The sequence below is a fragment of the Streptomyces sp. PsTaAH-137 genome, assembly GCF_003259365.1.
GTDB lineage: Bacteria > Actinomycetota > Actinomycetes > Streptomycetales > Streptomycetaceae > Streptomyces.
Genome location: NZ_QLLY01000024.1, coordinates 83,800 through 100,255, shown reverse-complemented (window position 1 = coordinate 100,255; position 16,456 = coordinate 83,800). Strand labels below are relative to the sequence as shown.

Genomic DNA, 16,456 nt, shown 5'->3' with positions numbered 1-16,456 from the left:
CGGCCGGGCGCAGTTCTGGGGAGGCGACCGGTTCGGCAGTTTGGGGCCCGGGTGCCGTGCCGGCTGACGACGCACCCACGGTGAGGCTCGGGCCCAGTCTGCTTTGGCTGCGTGTGGTCCGGTAGGGTCCGCCAGTTGAGAGGACGCCGGAGAGCGGTCGTCGAGCGGACGGTGAGAGGACTTGTGGAGCACTTTGCGCGACTGATTGCTGACGTTCTGGGGGCGTCCGGTTCGGTCATTGCCTCCGTCGCCTCTCCTGGCGGATACGGAGTGCGGATAGAGGTCGTGGAGAGCCTCCCGTCGGGGTTGGGCCGTCGGCACCCTGGTCTGCTGACTCTGCTGGAGGAAGTGGCTCGTCGTAACGAACTGCTCGTCCTGGACGGCGGAGCCATCTCGGACCAAGCGGGGACCGGCACCGAGTTGAAGGCGTTTGCCGGGATCCCCTTGTACGGAGATCGTGGAGAACTGCTGGGCGTTCTGGCTGCCGTCGATTCCACGGAACGTTCCTGGAGCGGCCGAAATCTGCAGAATCTGCGGGACCTGGCCACAGCGTGCGCGGCGGAAGTGTCGCTGCGGACCAGTGAGGCAGGCGCCCATGACGCGCGACGCGGAGCGGAACAGGCGCAGCACGAGGCTGAGGAGGCGACGGGGCGGGCGCGTGCAGGACAGGCTGAACTGCAGGGTCGGCTGGGCAGGTTCGAGTTGCTGCTGCGGGCAGCCGAGATGCTCGCGGACACCTCCGGCTTGGAGGAGGTGCGGCACACGGTCGGCGAGCTGGTCAGCGGCGACCTCAAGCCTGCATTCGTGGGGCTGACGCTACGCGAGGACCAGGGGGCTTTGTACCGGGCTGTCGACACTGCGGTGGGGCCCGTGCCGCTGGAGGCGGCGGTCCCCTTCTACAACTTGCGGGATGCGTGGCCCTCGGCGCAGGCGGCACGGGAGAACCGTGTCGTCGACGTTCCCGACCGGCAGGCACTTGTCGACGGTTACGACCCGCAGACCGTCTCCGTGTTCGATGCCATGGGTCTGCGCTCGGCGGTGTGCGTGCCCTTGCCCGGCACGCAACAGCCCACCTTGGGCGCGCTGGTCGTCGCGTGGGACGAGCCGCACGAGGTGAATCTCCAGGAGCGCGCCGTACTGACAATGATCGCCGGGTATACGGCGATGGCGGTGGAGCGGGCTCTGCACCTCGATTCTCGTATCAGCGTTGCCCGCCAGCTTCAACGGGCCATGCTCACCGAACTGCCCACGGTGCCCGGTCTCGAACTGGCGGCGCTGTACCGGCCGGCTGCGCAAGGAGAGATGGTCGGTGGCGATTGGTACGACGCCTACCGACTTCCAGAGGCCGCGGGGAAACACGGTCGTTCACTGGCCTTCACGGTCGGAGACGTGACCGGCCACAGCATGCACGCGGCTACGCTGATGGGGCAGGCCCGCAGCATGCTCCGTCAGGCCGACATGGACCGTTCCGGCAGCCCCGCGTCGGCTGTCACGTCACTTGAGTACGCCAACATGCAACTGGACACGGGTATCAGCGGCACTCTGGTTCACGCTCACCTGATGCCGCAGGCGGACGGCCGCTGGCAGCTTCGGTGGACCAATGCCGGTCATCCCGCTCCGCTGCTGGCCCGCCCGAACCGGGATATCGAGTATCTGGCCGAGCACGACCGGCTGATGTTTCCCGGGCTGATGCCGCCCGATGGACGCACGGTCCATGAGCGCGTCCTGCTCCCCGGTGACGTACTGCTCCTTCACACCGATGGGCTCGTCGAGCATCGCAGCCGCGATGTTGAGCAGGGCACGGCACTCGCGGCACTTCACCTGAAGGCAATCGCCGATTGGGGCGGGGAAGTGGAGCCGTTGCTCCGCACGCTCGCCGACACCCTTGCCGGTGACGACCACTGTGACGATGTGGTGCTGTTCGCCCTGCGTGTCACCTGAGCGTGCGACGGCCCCGACCGGCCGGCTCTCAGTCGGTGGGTTCGGTCGGGTCGTGGCCGGTGAGGTGCGTGTAGGTGCCGGTGGTCCGCAGGATCTTTTCGAGTCTCGGCCCGACTCCGGTCACATGAACCGCGACGCCGACGGCAGCGGCGTCGCGGTGGATTTCCAGCAGGGCAGACAGTCCGACAGAGTCGATGAACGTGAGCTCCTGACAGTCGACGGCCATGTCTGTCGACTCTCCTCGGTGGTGCAGTGCTTCGGCGGCCTGGTCGAGCAGTTCGGGGCTGGAGGCGTAGTCGAGTTCCCCGCGCACGGTCAGGAGAAGGTCGTGCACGCTGCCCGTGGCCGGGGCGGTGCTGCTGCTGCTGCTGCGGGGATCAGAGGAGGTCGTCACTACCTGTCCAGCGTGTCGTCGTCAGTTGGCGGAGGCCAGGGTCATCTTCCCGGCATGGAGGATATGCAACGCGCGGGGGTAGTCGCGCAGCTGCTCGGCCAGTAGGTCCAGGGCGGGCAGCATAGAGCGTGCCGGCACATGGCGTACTTCCAGGATCTCGGCGGTCCATGCGAGGAAGCCGGTGAAGATGTCCGCCTCGTTCATGTAGAGGGCGGCGGTGAGGAAGTCGATGATCTGCCCCAGGTCCTCCTCGGTGCGCTCACGCTGGTCGTCGCTGTAGTCCTTCATGGCCGGGAAGCGTTCTTCCAGGCCGTCGAAGGTATGGGCCAGCAGCCGAACGCTGGAGCGGCTGACGTACGTGTATTCCTGGTCTTCCAGGTGCGGCAGATCGTTGACGGTCAGCCGTGGCACCTGCGGGCGTGTGGGGAGCGCGTGGGCGAGCTGGTCGGCCGCGGACCGGGCCTCGGAGGCCCAGGTGTCGGCGCCCAGGATGCGGGCATAGCGGCCGTCGTGGCCGAAGGCGGCGCCGCCGGCCATGACGGGCACGCCCGCGCCCTGGCAGGCGGTGATCGCCTGGTGAGCCATCGGCAGACGGGTCGGGATGGAGCTGGACAGGCAGACCAGGTCGGGGTTGCTGCGGGTGATGTGGGAGACCAGGTGGCCGGTGGGTACCTGGGCTCCGAGGTAGTCGACGCGCCAGCCGCGCAGTTTCAGTGTCTCGGCGAGCATCCGCGCGGGCAGCGCGTGCCATTCCTCATCCACGCACGCCACCGTGATGCGGCCCCGCTCGTCCGCGGGCCGAGGGGTGGGCAGGGCCGCGACGGCGCGTTCGTTGATGGCAGTGGCGGTGTGTTCGTCAGCCACGCTCATCCGGTTCGCGGCCCACTCGATGCCCACGTGATGCTGGGCCGCACCGATCACGTCCAACAGCACCGATTCGGCTTCCAGGCCGGCGTCCAGCGCTCCTCGTACGACGTCGAGGGCGTCGTACTCGTCCCAGGAGCGCACCGCGTTCCACAGCTTGTCCGCCCACGGCTGGGCGCGCTCGCTGCCGGTGGCTTCGCGGGCGCGGGCCCCGATGCGATGGGCCGGTTCCTGCTCGTGACGGCGAGCGGAAGGAGAGGTGGTCATGCGGTGTACCTGCCTGGGGTGGTTCCGTCGACTGCCGTCAGATGATGCGAGCGGGGTGCGGTGATCGCCATGACGGCGATGTCGTCGTGTTTTCCCTTTCCGATCCACTGCGCGACAGTCATCTGAATGCGTTCGACAACCGCTTCCGCGGGCATGCCCGCGCAGCCCTGAAGAAGCCGTTGGAGTCGCTCCTCGCCGAACATGGCGTCACCTCGGCGGCCACCGCGTGCCTCGGTGACGCCGTCGGTGTAGAGCACGCACGATTCGCCCGGAGACAGCCGGACTGTCGCGGTCGAGGACGTGATCCGCGGCAGCGCGCCGATCAGACTGCCGGACGTCGCCGCTTCCTCCACCCGGCCATCGCGTCGCACGATGAGCGGAACGGGATGGCCGCCGGAAGTCAGTCGCAGCACGACGTCCGATCCCTCACGTCGCGCCGAGGCCAGCACGAGCGTGGCGAACCGCATCGGTCCTCGGCGGCTGAGCAGGGTGTCGTTGAGCAGGCCGAGGACCTGCTGGTGGTCGTCCGACAGGGTGTGCAGAGCGTGCAGCGTGTTGCGGATCTTTCCCGTCAGGACGGCCGCCTCGAGGCCCTTTCCCGACACGTCTCCCAGCAGAGCGAACGTCTCTCCGTCTTCGTCCGCAGCCGGGTGGACGTCGTAGAAGTCACCACCGATCTGGTCGGCGTCCTGACTGGAGCGGTAACCGCCGGCAAACTCCACGCCCCGCACCTGGACCAGCTCGGGCGCCAGCAGCTCCCGCTTGAGGACCTGGGTGACGGCGTCCTGCTCTGCGTACAGGCGAGCCGCTGACATCGCCGCGCCCGCGCGGGCCGCGAACAGCCTGCCCAATTCTTCGTCGACCTCACTGAAGGCGGGCTTCTCGGCGTGACGCAGCAGGACCAAGGCGCCCGCAGCGACTCCGTGACCGGGAAGCGGCGCTATGGCCAAGGATCCCACCGGACCGAATCCCTCGGGAACGATCCACTCGGGCACCTCGGAAGGATCGATCCACCGTGCCGGCAGTGGCGGGAAGCCCTGCAGGGCCTCCGTCAGTCCTGGCATCGTGTCCGGAGTCTGTGCGACCTTGCTCCGGCTGACCTGACCGTACTGGTCACATGCGACCAGAGGGAGTCGCTGGCTTCGGCCGGGAGCCAGCACCACAGCCGCGTCCGCCAAGTGCTCGGCGGCCAGACGTGCGGTGGTCTCCATGCACCGTTCCAGGTTCAGCGACGCCAGCAGTGCGCTGGATGCGGAGATCAGGAATTCGGCGTTGCTGCGCTGGGCGTGCAGTTCACCGGCCGTGTGACGGTGGTCCGTCTCCTCCAGCAGCCACCAGGCGGTCGCGCCGGAATCGATCGCGGTCGGGTGGGCGGAGAAGAAGCGGTCACCGACCGGACCGGATGCTGGGCTCACGGCCCCGGGCATCGAGGCCGCCACGAGCCATCCGGGCAGGGCCGGCTGGCCATCGTGATAGCTGGCCAGCGCGTCGCGGGCTGCTGTGTTGGCATCGAGAACGTACCCGTCCGAGTCCACGAGCACGACTGGATAGGGCGCTGAGGACGCTGACACCACGCCCAAGGCGCCGGCACGGACATCCGCCGGGGTGAAAACCATATGAAGACCCACTTCGTGCGGGTCTGCACCTCTCAATACGACGATGGAAACTGTTGTCTGCCTGCAACCATCCTCTCTTTCTGCTTGCTTGTACAACGAGCGTGGATGCCTGTGGGCGCGCGTGCGGAGGCGGCGTTGCAGCAGCGGTCACGCTCAACGCCGTCCCGCGCCTCGGGCGACCTGCCCGGAAGCCCGTTCGTGAGTGCTCCAGTTTCGGTCTCGGCGTGATCGACGGCTATCTGCGTCGCTCGTGGGGCAGGATGGGATCCGAAGCACCCCGAACGGGGGTGCGTGTGGATTCCGGGCCTCTGTTGAGAGCCTCGGGTGATGTGAAGGATTGCAGTATGGCCAGCGGCACCGTGAAGTGGTTCAACAGCGAAAAGGGCTTCGGCTTCATCGAGCAGGACGGCGGCGGGGCCGACGTCTTCGCCCACTACTCCAACATCTCCGGCAACGGCTACCGCGAGCTCACCGAGGGCGAGAAGGTCACCTTCGACATCACCCAGGGCCAGAAGGGCCCCCAGGCCGAGAACATCGTGCGCGGCTGACACCCGAAAGCACAGCATGAGAGGGTGCCCGCCGCGACCGGCGGGCACCCTCTCCGCCCTCCCGGCGCACCGGCGCCCGGGCCGACCGGCACCAGAGTTGTCGGCCGGACGCTGCGGTCACGGCGTCAGAGATCGGCGTACCCGCCGTCTGAAGAGTCCGCGCGGGGGTACGAGTGCGGTCGCGTCGAGACCGTGGGCCGGCCGGAGTGGCCGTGCACCTAGTCGCCCGAGCGGCGGCGGTCTCAGTCCCCAGACCCCGGACGGGCGCACCACGCGGCCCCCATCGCCTTCGAGCGATGGGGGCCGCTCCGACAGCCATGAGCCGCGGGTTCGCGGGCGGGACCGGTGGCGCGGCCGCTGAGGGTGACAGCTGCGCTCCAAGACGGGCAGGCCCTTGGGCCGGGACTCTGGTCAGCGATGCAACGCGTACAAACAGGCGCCGAGCGGCGCACGAGCTCACCCAGCAGGGTGGGTGGCGGTCAGGACGAGGACGGCCTGGTCGTCGTCGATGCCGCGATCCCCTGTGAACGCGTGGACTGCCCCCGTGAGGGCGTCGAGCACCGCTTGTGCGTCGGCGTGCGGCGGGCAGTCGGTGAGGGCGTGCGCGAGGCGGTCTTCGCCGAACTGTTCACCGTCCGCGCGGCGTGCTTCGGTGATGCCGTCGGTGTGCAGGACCAAGCTCTCGTGGGGCCGCAGGTGGAGGTGGCGTGCGGTGAGGCGGGGGTGCGGGCCGATGCCGAGCAGAGAACCGGCCGCCTCGACGGGATGCACGCGTCCCCCGGCGTCGAGATGGAGGGGCAGTCCGTGTCCGGCGCGGACGAGTTCGAGATCAAGGCCGGCGTCGGTGGGGGTGAGCCGTCCGTAGATGAGGGTGACGAATCCGGTGCCGTGGCTGGAAGGCCGGTTGATCAGGGCCCGGTTGATGGCTTCGACCACCGCCGTGGGACCTGGAAGGAGCGGCGCGACGGCACGGACGGTGTGGCGGACCAGGGCAGTGGTGGTGGCGGCGATGGCGCCGCGGCCGCACACATCGCCGAGCATGAAGGCCCAGGAGCCGTCCTCCAGTGGAAAGACGTCGTAGAAGTCGCCGCCGATGTCGAGTCCCTCACCGGCGGGGTGGTAGTAGGTGGCCACCTCGGCGCCCGGTACGCGGGGCAGGTCGGGCAGCAGGAGACCGGCTTGCAGGTCGCGGGCGAGCGCGGCGCGATGGGTGTACTGGCGGGCGTTTCGCGCGGCCGAGGATGCGCGGCGCGCCAGTTCCTCGGCGAGGGCGACGGTGTGGCCGTCGAAGGTGTGCTCGCCGGTGGACAGCAGCGTCATGGTCCCGAATGCGCGGCCGCGGTCCAGCAGCGGGACGCACAGGTAGCCGGTGACCTTCAGCTCGTGCCAGGGCCCCGGCCCGGTCGGCGTGCGCCGGGCGATCTCAGTCGTACCCGAGGCCAGGACGCGAGCCACGGCGTCGTCGACAGCGTCGTAGACGGGGATGTGGGTGGCTAGGAGGTCCCGCTCCCGCTGAGTGGGGGCGGCGGTGGAGATACGGCGCACCCTTCCCTCTTCGACGACGTCGACGGCACACAGCGGCGCCAGACGCGGCATGCAGGTCTGGGCCAGACGCTGGAAGGTCTGCGCCGCATTCAGATCCGTCGACAGATGTGTGCTGGCGTCGAGGAGGAAGGCCAGGTCGTCTCGAGCGGCTTTCTCGCGGGCCTCGGCGGTCCGGCGTGCTTCTTCGGCGAGGTGGCGTTCGACGGCCAGGGCAGCGGTGCTGGCGAAGACTCGGGCGAGGGCCAGGTCCGCTTCCTGCGGCGAGCGCGGCACCCGGTGATACATCGCGAACGTGCCGAGCAGCGAGCCGTCGCGGGCCAGGATCGGTGTGGACCAGCATGCTGCCAGACCGGCCTTGACGGCGAGGTCCCGAAAGTCCTCCCAGAACGGGTTGGTACCGATGTCGGAAACGATCACCGGCTGGCGGCGGTGGGCGGCGGTGCCGCAGGAGCCGACTCCGTCTCCGGTGGCGATCCCGTCGATGGCCTCGTTGTAGAAGGCGGGCAGGCTCGGAGCCGCACCGTGCCGCAGGTGCAGACCGTCCGGATCGGCCAGCAACACCGACACGAGGACCTCTTCGGGCGCCAACTCCTCGATCACACGGGCCATGCCGTCCAGCACATCGGGCAGCGGTGCCTGGCGCGCGATCTGCTCCAACAACGCCCGATGCTCAGCCGCAAGACGCTGAGCCTGCTTGACCTGCGTGGTCTCCACACCGATCAAGCGGACGCCTGTGACATTGCTGCCGGAATCCAGTCGTGGCTCGTACGTGAAATCGAAGAAGGTCTCCCGCGCCTGCGAGCCTTCGCCCAGCACCACGCGCACCTCGCGACCGGTGTAGGCGACACCGGTGCGATAGACACGGTCCAGCAGCGCGATGAAGCCCTGCTCGACCAGCTCCGGCATCAGCTGCCCCAGCGGCACTCCGGTACGAGCACGCTCCGGTCCGCCGATGGTGGTGAAGAACGTCGCGTTCGCGTTCTCCAGCATGTGCGCGGGCCCTGCCATAGACGCGAACACGGCCGACGAGCGCCCGAACAGCATCCGCAGGTCGTGGTCTCCCTCGGCGGCCGCAGGAGCGAGACCAGCGTCCGCCGTCCCGGCAAACGGGGAGCCCCCCGAGCCCGGCTCGCTCGTCATGGTCCCTGCCTCTCATTTGGCTCGACCGAGCCGTTCAGTTCGCCGCGTCTGGTGTCCGGCCCGCCGGAACCAGCGCTCAGAGCGTGGCCCGTGTCGGCGTAGACGGCGAACACCTGATCAAGCCCTGTTACGGCGAACAGCCGCACTATGCTCCTGGGTACAGTCGCCAGCCGCAGCTCCCGGTCCTGCTCACCCAGCTGCTGGCGCAACCGCAGCAGAGCGCTGATCCCGGTGGAGTCACAGAACGACAAGGCATCGCAGTCGATCACGACAGGACCACCCGCCCGTCCGAGCGCCAGCTCCTGCTCGGCGGCCTCGTGCACCTGCACCGCACTGTCGTAGTCGAGTTCTCCGCGAAGAACCAGCACCCCGCCCTGCGGCCTACGCGTCACCTGTACCGAGAACACCCGCCGATTCCTCCGTATGAAGCTCCGCTTGAAATCCGTGCCCATCGTAGGTGGGGCTGATCGTCAAGGCCGTCCACTCCACGCTGGGCCGCCGGACGGGGCAACGGTCATTTGGCCGACAAGTCGTTTCCTGCGATCGTGCCGTTGGACCCTCGCTGGGGGCTGATCGATTCAGAAGGGCATGTGGCCTCGGGCCCGGCGGCCGGCGGAACCGCTGCGGCCCACGGCCTTGGAACTGCTGCGGAACGGCTTGCTGAAGATCCGTCCCAGAACGCCGGGGGCCTTGCTGCCTGCCCGCGATCCTGCCCCCAGGGTGCGCTGGGTACCGCGCTCGGGGTGACGCGACAGGCGCGGAACGAGAAAGGCGAGTACGGCCAGGACCAGGCAGACCGCGACGATACCGACAATGATCACGACAGACTCCTTCGATTGAGGCGTCCATGCCGGATGCCCCCGAGCCGGCAGCCCATACCCACTACTGATCGGCAGACCACGACGTTCTGTCAGGCGAGGTATGCCTGGAGGGCTTGGTGACCCCACTGACCGCCCAAGTCAGGGGTGCTGACCGGGGCCTTGGTGAGTGAGGCCCGCGAGACGGCTCGGAGAGAGGTCGGTTCACCGCCGGGTGCCGGCAAGGAGGGCGTGCTGGACGTCGGACACGTCCCGAGAATTCCGGTCCGGTCCATCGCAGCGTGAGTGGATTGATCGCAATCCAAGCGAGGGATGAGCCGAGCGCTCCCTCTCCCTAGGCGATCTTCCAGAGGGCTGTGACAGTTTTGCCTGTTGCGGTGATGGTGGTTTCGGTGTTGTCGCAAAGCGACTCGATCAGAGGAAGGCCGAGTCCACCGCGGCCGTCCTCCAGGTCTCCGGCTCGCCGGTGGGGCGGTGTCATGTCGCTGTCGCAGACGTCGATGGTGAGTTGGTCGCCGTCGACGGTGACGTTGAGGGTCCAGGAGCCGTCCGGCGTGTGGCGGACGGCGTTGGTGACCAGCTCGCTCACCACCAGCTGCACTGCCTCCAGATCTGCTGGCACACCGGATGCCGTCAAATGTTCCGTCACCTGCCGACGCGCCTGCGTGATGGACGCCCGTGTCGAGTTGGTGGTGAACATAGTGGGCCCTTTGCGTCCGGTGTGTCCCGTTCGCGTGCCCTCTACACGCTCCCTCACACTCCGGTCACTGACTCGCCGCCATCACGCGGGCCTGCCGCCAGTCTGCGGGCGGCGTCCGCGTCCGAGACGACAGTGAAGGCGCCGCCGACTCCTGTCACCTCAAGCATGCGCTGCATGAAGGCGTTCTCCCCGGCCAGTACAACCGTGCGTCGGCGGGCCGTGATCAGGAGGAGATTCAGCAGGGCGGAGTCGCAGAATCGCAGGGCGCCGACGTCAACGGTGAACAGCAGGCCGGCGCTCTCACGCTCCGCCCGCGCGAATGCGGTCTCCATCTCGTCCGCAAACTCCGGATCGGCGTCTCCGGCGAGTACCAGGAGCCACGTCGGGCCGGAGGGCCCGTTCGATACGACTGGACTGGACGAGTAGTGCTGTTCAGACATGGGGTCATCCTCTCCCACGCGCACGTACCGATCGCGACGGAGTCGAAGGCCTGCCTGCATACCTCAAGGCGTAAGGGGCGCCCTGGAGGATGGGGCGCCCGACGGCTGCTTGAGGTGACTCCAGGATCGTCCCGAGAGACGAGCTCCTGAAACCTCACACCGTCGTGGATCAGTCAGCGACATCAGCCGGTACCGGGGCACTCGTCGTTCACCTGACGATGGGGCGTGACGCCCAGGGACACCTGGAGGGCCCGGTGTTCCTACCGACCGCTCGAAATGGTCAGAGGTGCTGCCCGGGGACTTGCTGCTGGGTGGGGCCGGCCAGGCGGCTCGGGGAGAGGTCCGTCGTCATCTCTCATGGTTCCAGCAGGGTGTCGGCGAGCCCGAGGCCGGAAGAACCACCCACACGGTGCTGAACCCCTCGGTCGTCCGACACGCTCGCCTCGTGCTGGCTCGTGTCGCCGGCACGTCGAGGTGGTCGCCATGCCATGGTGGGCCACGCCGCACGGTCAGCGCCCTCTCGAAGGTGAGTAAGCCTGGAACAGTGACCTTCTCGTCGCCCTTGGCCACCCCGCCGCCGACCGTGGCCGCCAAGGCGTTCAGCACAGCATCGACGTCCTTCTGCGTTACCTCGGCACGCTCGGCCAGCGCGGCCACCAGCTCACTACGGTTCACACCCAAACTACCTAAAGCATCGAAAACCCCATCACACGAGACGGGGTACAGATCAAGCGACCCATGCTGTCACCCACCACCGACAGCGCCTCGGACGCGCCGGCGCCGAAATGCCCCGAACTGCCGCAGCAACACAGCACCAGGGAAATGCGGCGCCCCCGGATGCAATCGACGAGCACGAACACGCAGATGTCTCACGCGTCCCGGAGAGAGGCCCCGGCGGTCATGTCGCTTCCGTGATCTCGCCCGGCTCGGATGCCTCGACTCTTCAGGCGTCCCTGAGTTCGCGTGACCAGGCCAGCTTGTCCTGCAGTGCGTGCAGGCTGGTCGGGAGCTGGAGGATTTCTCGCTGTGCGTCGATGAGGTCCGAGGGAAAATCGGGTGCGTCGGTCCTGGGTGTGATGTTAGTTCTGGGGTCCGACAGGACACTGTTACTTAGGCTGCTGTGCAGCTGGGGCCGCGTGATACCGCGGCGGTCGAATTCTTGGGTGAGTGAGGTAGCGCGTGCGGGAAATGGTTCAGCGTCAGCGCGTGGAGACGGTGTCGGGTCATCGGGTGGCGAGCGGGCCGAAGCCGCAGTGGCAGGACTTGTTCGTGGCTCCCGTCTATCCCGACGGGTACGTGGATGAGGCGCCGGAGGTAGTGGGTGTTCCTTCGTTCACCCCTCGGCGGCGCGGAGGCAGTCGGGCGGCGTAGACGGTTTCGTCCTCAGCTGCGGGGAGACGTCCCCGGGGGTGTCGCCCCTCACCACGATCCACCTCAGCGGCTGACCAACCTCACCCCTGCCTGGCGCACAGGACGCCGCTCGCGGTGCCCTCCTGCGGCCACCCAAAGCGCATTCCCTCCCTCCCGGCGCCGCGTGTTCCTGCGACGCCAGTGTGCTGCGTGCAGTTGTGCCGAAGGCCGGGGTGAGCAGACCGACGACGCTGGCGGCTGCCGCACGGTAGACCGGGACACGGACCGGCGCCTGAAGAACGTCAGACCCGGCCGAGGTCGGGCGTCCCGATATCCTTCGGCCATGAGTGCTGTACAGACCGGTCGCAAGCGTGATGGTGCCGCGACACGGGAAGCCATTCTCGCCGCGGCCGTGGTGGAGTTCACCCAGCACGGTTACGCGAGGGCGGGCGTCCGGCAGATCGCCGAGCGGGCCGGGGTGACGGCGATGATGATCAACCGCTACTTCGGCTCCAAGGATCGACTGTTCGCGGAAGCGGTGGACCGGGTTTTCGGACCCCCGACGGTGGTCGGTGAAGAGCGAGGTGCTCTGTCTCGGGCCATCGCGCAGACGCTTGCCAGCCGGACCGGAGTGGGGGCGCCGGAGTTGGACCCATTCCTGTTGATGCTGCGCTCGGTGCCGGATCCGGAGGCGACTGACGCCCTGCGCAACGGCATCGAGGCGCATGTGGGTGCCCGGCTGGCGGGGCTCCTGGAGGGGCCCCTGCCGGAGGTTCGGGCTCAGCTCGGGCTGGCCTTGGTAGCCGGAACCTGGCTCATGCGGTCGGTAGTGGGTACCAGCGCACTCGCTGCCGCCGATGACGGCGAGGTCGCCACCTTGCTGGCGAGGATGCTTGAACCTCTCGTCAATGACTCCGGCGCCTAGCGTGTCCTACACGTAGCGCCGTCACGCTGGATGCGGCCCGCGCCCAGGCGCACCCTCCCGACAGGGCGGTGCGCGTACCGAAAGGCACGCGCACCGCCCTGTCGCCGCTTTCCGGGTTTCAGAAGGCAGAGCGGATCAGTCCGCCATCGACGCGGATGGTGGCGCCGCTGATGTACTGCGCGTAGTCGCTGCACAGGTACGCCACTGCTCCGGCGATCTCGTCCGGCTCGCCGAAGCGCTCCTGGTCATTGGGGATCAGTGCGTTGACCGCGTTGGGGCGGATCTCGTCCCAGGTCTCGCCCCAACCGCGGGCAGGGCCGATGTTGGTGACGAGTTCTTTGGTGGCCTCGACGAGGATGGCGCCCGGCGACACCACATTCGAGGTGACACCGGTGCCCTTCAGTTCACGGGCCAGCGATGTGGCGAGGTTGTGCCGAGCGGCGAGGGTGGCGTTGTACTGCGGGTGGGTGTTCATCGGCTGGGAAGCGAGGCCACCGCCGATGGTGACGACTCGGCCCCAGCCACGTTCGCGCATGGCGGGCACGAGGTGCTGGATCATCCGCACCCCGGAAACCACGTTGACATTGTAGGTGTCACGCCACTCGTCAGGAATCGCCTCGGCCCACGACAGGTGCCGGTAGAAGCCGGCGTTGTTGACGAGGATGTCGACGGGGCCGTCTACCGTGGCCGCCCGGGCAACTTCGCCGGCAGCCGTGTCATCGGCCAGGTCGCCAAGGACCGTGGTGGCGGTGCCGCCCGCGTCACGAATCTCCTGCGCGACGCGCTCGGTCCGTTCCTTGTCCCGGCCGTGGATGACGAGTGAGGCGCCCTCGGCCGCCAGCAACTTCGCGGTGGCCTCTCCCAGCCCGCCACTCGATCCGGTGACGAGCGCGCGCTTGCCGGTCAGATTCAGGTTCATGGTGTGTCCTTGTCTCTGGCTCCCCCACACTGTGACAACTGGGGAAGTGTACCTCTGACAACAAGTATACAGCTGTAGACGTCTACCATGAGTCGGCGTCGTGTGCTGATTCGGGACGCAAACCGCCACCGCACGGCCTAGGTGTAGCGACCCGCAGGGTTGTTGACGCGGGTGATGGGTGGCTGGCCGCCGAGTGCGGTGTGGCAGCGGTGGTGGTTGTAGCTGTGGAGGAAGTCTGCCGGGGCTGCTGTCCGTTCGGTGTTGGAGGTGTAGGGCCGCAGGTAGGCCCATTCGTCGAGGAGGGCGTGGTTGAAGCGTTCGACCTTGCCATTGGTCTGCGGACGGCAGGCGCGGGTGAGGCGGCCGCTCGCGTCGAGGTCGGCCAAGGCGTCTTTCCAGGCGAGGCCAGGGCCTGCCCGGGCCTTTGGCCCGAATCGTGACGGTGAACATCACCGCGCGGCGGAGCAACCGGCGCCGGGCACCGGTCAGCTCTATGGCCTCTTGCCGCCCGCCTTCACGAGTTCGCGGGCGATGGCGTCTTCGTCCTGGCCACGCACCGTCTCTTCCAGACTGGGGTCATCCCGTGGCGAGAACTGCTCACCCTTGGCGAAGTCGTCCTCGTTCAGCACCCGGCCGCACCACTCCCCTCGCCCCACCACATGCTCGTCGAACGGCACGGCGGCACCCTCTCCGAGGACGATCCACTGGCCGGCGTCCCAGCGCAGGGCAAGGACGTATGCGTGACCTGTCTCCAGCCGAGGTGCGTCCGGAGCGGTGCGCTTGACCCGATTGCCGTTCCGGTACGTCGACCAGCCGGGGGCGGTCATGTCGAAGGCGCTCCCCATCCCGTGCCGGGGAGTGTCAGCGGACCACAGCACCTTCTCTTTCCGGAACGTCACCGACCGGTCGACCGTGTACCGCACGGGCCCCTTGTCGAAGTCCTTCCGGTTGATTTCTCGCTCGGAGACCGGCAGGGCCACCACCACGTGGTCCGCACCCGCCTTCCAGTCCTCCGCGGTCTGAGACGCGTACGGGTCATTGGCCAGGCCGCAGCCCACCACGGTGCGCAGCCCTTCCCGGCCGATCAGCACGCTTGCGGTGACCCCGGCGAGCGCCAGTATCGCCACCGCGAGTCTGCCGGCCCGCGGTGGACGGACCATGAACATGAACTCAATGCCCCCGTTCTCGAACAGCGTTGCGCTATTCACTTCGTATATGCATGATCACTTTTCTCGTCGATTGGTTCCGTGACGGGTTCTGCCGTGAGCGACATGCGGGGACGTGGCCGTGCGGTGCAGCAGGGCTCCGCGCCGGTTCCGGACCACACGGCGCTCGCAATCGGGTGCTGTCCGTCCGCTTGCCAACACGGTCGGGACATGGGGGACGGGCGGCTGGACCGTCACGGCGAACGCCTCCACCGGTCAAACAACCCTGGGGCTGCTTCGTAGAGGTGGCCGACAATCCCGCCGAGGTGGGACGTCACGTGCTCCCTGAGACCGAGGAACGGTTGTCCGTATCGCAGCCGTCTCGGTGATGACCCAGCGGACCTGGATGAAGATGCCCGATGAGCCCGGGGGAATTGAACCCAGGCTGTCGCCGGGATGGGTGACGGCCCAGGAAAGAACCGGTCATCTCTCGGCCGCCGACCTGATCGCAACGACACCGCGCACGCCCAAGGGATACCGCGTGGACGCCGGGTCCCTCCACGACGTCGTTCATGTCCGTATGCGGGACGAGGCGGGCACGCCAGCCGAACAGGGACGGGCGACGATCCTCGGCGACGCCTCGGGAGTGGACCGAGTGGTGACCGCGGAGACTCACCAGCGGCGCGGCCTGGACAGCTTCGCGATGCGCACACCCGCCGACCAGCCCCTGGCCCGGGGTACGGACACGGGTGTTCTCGGCGCGACGCACGCGGGCCGTGCGCCGTACGAGACATTGGGCTGGAACAAGCACTCAACGATCGCGGAGTGCAACTACCGCCCCTGACAACGGCGTTGTCGCACAGGAGGAGCGGTCGGCGCACCGCCCCTCGCCGCTGCGCACGCTCTGCCGCGTCACGGGCCACTCGGCCCCACAGAAGACTCCGGGGGCTAGCCATTGCCTTGCGTCATCTGCCCGATCGGCTTTGCGCGCTCGGATCACCAAGCGCCCGACTCTGGCCTCCCTCCAAAGGAGCCACGCTCATCGGAGGATGGGCAGCGGAACGGAGTTACACCACCCCCGCCACGTAGACGCCGAGCGCGAGGAGATCGTGCTTCGCGGGTTTCGAAAGGCTCATTGCCCTCAACTGCCCCTCACACAGGCCCACATGGGCACATCAGATTCCCACAGAGTCTCGATACCAGTGACGGTCAGCATCGCCGCCGCGTCCTCCGCGCCAGTGTCGGCGTATCCGGGAAACTACCCAGCCACGTATGAGGAACGAGCCCACCTGGTGATGTGCTGGGCCGGTGGATCATCCGCTCCACACTCGCGCCCACGACAAAGGCCTCGACCAATGATAGGGCCCTCGCGTGCCCGACTACACCTCGTTGAAGCCACGCGACGCGTCGTAGATGTCGGCCTCGATGACGACCACGAAGAATCTCGTCACGACATAGTGGACCATCACGCGGTCGTCCCAGGCCTCGCGTGTCACAGCGTCGCTCGTGTAGGCAAGGTAGCTGTCGGCACCTTCGGGCTCGACTGCGATCCTGGCAACGAGACGCAGGAACTTCTCCCGGTCCGCGACCGGCATGTAGTCACGGAACCGCACAACCTGCTCGGTGAATTGCACGCGTCTCTTCATTGAAGCAGGATTCTATGGACACGCTGAGTCCCCTGCCGGAAATATCGGCCGGGGGCTACTCGCCTACAGGTAGCCCAGAGGGCGGTTTTCTCCCGCAGGTCGGAGACGAGACCAAGATTTTCGACCTCCAGGATGGTGCGGCAATGGGCGCATGTGTCGTCGATGCCGCCGTTGCCGAGCTTCACGGCGTCCGTGTGT

16 protein-coding genes and 1 pseudogene are annotated in these 16,456 nt (G+C 67.8%); 4 read left to right on the top strand and 13 right to left on the bottom strand.

All coding sequences use genetic code 11. The features are described from left to right. Positions 1 to 111 precede the first annotated feature (111 nt). The gene (locus tag K377_RS36515; protein WP_343238084.1) at positions 112 to 1,941 is read left to right on the top strand and encodes a SpoIIE family protein phosphatase; all 1,830 of its coding nucleotides are present in this window, start codon (positions 112 to 114) and stop codon (positions 1,939 to 1,941) included. 28 nt (positions 1,942 to 1,969) lie between these two features. Here the strand turns inward: K377_RS36515 and K377_RS36510 are convergent, their stop codons facing one another. Genes K377_RS36510 through K377_RS36500 form a run of 3 tightly spaced genes read right to left on the bottom strand, consistent with a single transcriptional unit; the run spans position 1,970 to position 5,082 of the window. Then, the gene (locus tag K377_RS36510) at positions 1,970 to 2,335 is read right to left on the bottom strand and encodes an STAS domain-containing protein (protein WP_111667935.1); all 366 of its coding nucleotides are present in this window, start codon (positions 2,333 to 2,335) and stop codon (positions 1,970 to 1,972) included. A gap of 21 nt (positions 2,336 to 2,356) precedes the next feature. Continuing rightward, on the bottom strand, positions 2,357 to 3,466 hold the full coding sequence (locus K377_RS36505; RefSeq protein ID WP_111667934.1) for a B12-binding domain-containing protein: 1,110 nt from the start codon (positions 3,464 to 3,466) through the stop codon (positions 2,357 to 2,359). After that, positions 3,463 to 5,082 carry a PP2C family protein-serine/threonine phosphatase gene (locus K377_RS36500; RefSeq protein WP_111667933.1) on the bottom strand — a complete coding sequence of 540 codons (1,620 nt, stop codon included), beginning with the start codon at positions 5,080 to 5,082 and terminating at the stop codon, positions 3,463 to 3,465. The genes K377_RS36505 and K377_RS36500 overlap by 4 nt, the downstream gene beginning before the upstream one ends. Positions 5,083 to 5,426: 344 nt before the next feature. Here K377_RS36500 and K377_RS36495 point away from each other — a divergent pair, with 344 nt between their 5' ends. Beyond that, a complete protein-coding gene (locus tag K377_RS36495; protein ID WP_111667932.1) occupies positions 5,427 to 5,630 on the top strand; it encodes a cold-shock protein in 204 nt (67 codons plus the stop codon). A 456-nt stretch (positions 5,631 to 6,086) separates the two neighbouring features. On the opposite strand, the gene K377_RS36490 is transcribed toward K377_RS36495, so the two are convergent. The 6 genes from K377_RS36490 to K377_RS42920 all read right to left on the bottom strand — a co-directional run bounded on the left by K377_RS36490 (position 6,087) and on the right by K377_RS42920 (position 10,948). Next, complete coding sequence (locus tag K377_RS36490; RefSeq protein ID WP_111667931.1) at positions 6,087 to 8,315, bottom strand: GAF domain-containing SpoIIE family protein phosphatase; 2,229 nt, start codon at positions 8,313 to 8,315, stop codon at positions 6,087 to 6,089. Beyond that, entirely contained in the window at positions 8,312 to 8,722 is a 411-nt protein-coding gene (locus K377_RS36485) for an STAS domain-containing protein (protein ID WP_161194967.1), read from the bottom strand. The genes K377_RS36490 and K377_RS36485 overlap by 4 nt, the downstream gene beginning before the upstream one ends. A gap of 171 nt (positions 8,723 to 8,893) precedes the next feature. Continuing rightward, complete coding sequence (locus K377_RS36480; protein ID WP_111667929.1) at positions 8,894 to 9,136, bottom strand: DUF6411 family protein; 243 nt, start codon at positions 9,134 to 9,136, stop codon at positions 8,894 to 8,896. Positions 9,137 to 9,467: 331 nt separating this feature from the next. Next, positions 9,468 to 9,833: an ATP-binding protein gene (locus tag K377_RS36475; RefSeq protein WP_111667928.1), complete on the bottom strand. Its 366-nt coding sequence runs from the start codon at positions 9,831 to 9,833 to the stop codon at positions 9,468 to 9,470. Positions 9,834 to 9,886: 53 nt separating this feature from the next. Continuing rightward, positions 9,887 to 10,273 (bottom strand): STAS domain-containing protein, encoded by a 387-nt coding sequence (locus K377_RS36470; protein ID WP_161194966.1) that lies wholly within the window; start codon positions 10,271 to 10,273, stop codon positions 9,887 to 9,889. Between the two features lie 348 nt (positions 10,274 to 10,621). Next, the gene (locus K377_RS42920) at positions 10,622 to 10,948 is read right to left on the bottom strand and encodes an HU family DNA-binding protein (protein ID WP_111667926.1); all 327 of its coding nucleotides are present in this window, start codon (positions 10,946 to 10,948) and stop codon (positions 10,622 to 10,624) included. A gap of 1,018 nt (positions 10,949 to 11,966) precedes the next feature. Between K377_RS42920 and K377_RS36460 the strand changes: the two genes are divergently transcribed. Then, on the top strand, positions 11,967 to 12,548 hold the full coding sequence (locus K377_RS36460; RefSeq protein WP_181512738.1) for a TetR/AcrR family transcriptional regulator: 582 nt from the start codon (positions 11,967 to 11,969) through the stop codon (positions 12,546 to 12,548). A gap of 118 nt (positions 12,549 to 12,666) precedes the next feature. Here the strand turns inward: K377_RS36460 and K377_RS36455 are convergent, their stop codons facing one another. From K377_RS36455 to K377_RS36445, 3 genes and pseudogenes are all read right to left on the bottom strand, one after another. Continuing rightward, on the bottom strand, positions 12,667 to 13,467 hold the full coding sequence (locus K377_RS36455; protein WP_111667924.1) for an SDR family NAD(P)-dependent oxidoreductase: 801 nt from the start codon (positions 13,465 to 13,467) through the stop codon (positions 12,667 to 12,669). Between the two features lie 137 nt (positions 13,468 to 13,604). Continuing rightward, positions 13,605 to 13,823: pseudogene (locus tag K377_RS36450) on the bottom strand (integrase core domain-containing protein); the annotation flags it as partial. A 135-nt stretch (positions 13,824 to 13,958) separates the two neighbouring features. Further along, a complete protein-coding gene (locus tag K377_RS36445) occupies positions 13,959 to 14,627 on the bottom strand; it encodes a hypothetical protein (protein WP_237551279.1) in 669 nt (222 codons plus the stop codon). A 373-nt stretch (positions 14,628 to 15,000) separates the two neighbouring features. Between K377_RS36445 and K377_RS36440 the strand changes: the two genes are divergently transcribed. After that, positions 15,001 to 15,456: a GNAT family N-acetyltransferase gene (locus K377_RS36440; RefSeq protein WP_237551278.1), complete on the top strand. Its 456-nt coding sequence runs from the start codon at positions 15,001 to 15,003 to the stop codon at positions 15,454 to 15,456. Positions 15,457 to 15,991: 535 nt separating this feature from the next. Here the strand turns inward: K377_RS36440 and K377_RS36435 are convergent. Continuing rightward, positions 15,992 to 16,246, bottom strand: coding sequence for a hypothetical protein (locus tag K377_RS36435; protein ID WP_111667922.1), 255 nt, complete (start codon positions 16,244 to 16,246; stop codon positions 15,992 to 15,994). Between the last annotated feature and the right edge of the window lie 210 nt (positions 16,247 to 16,456).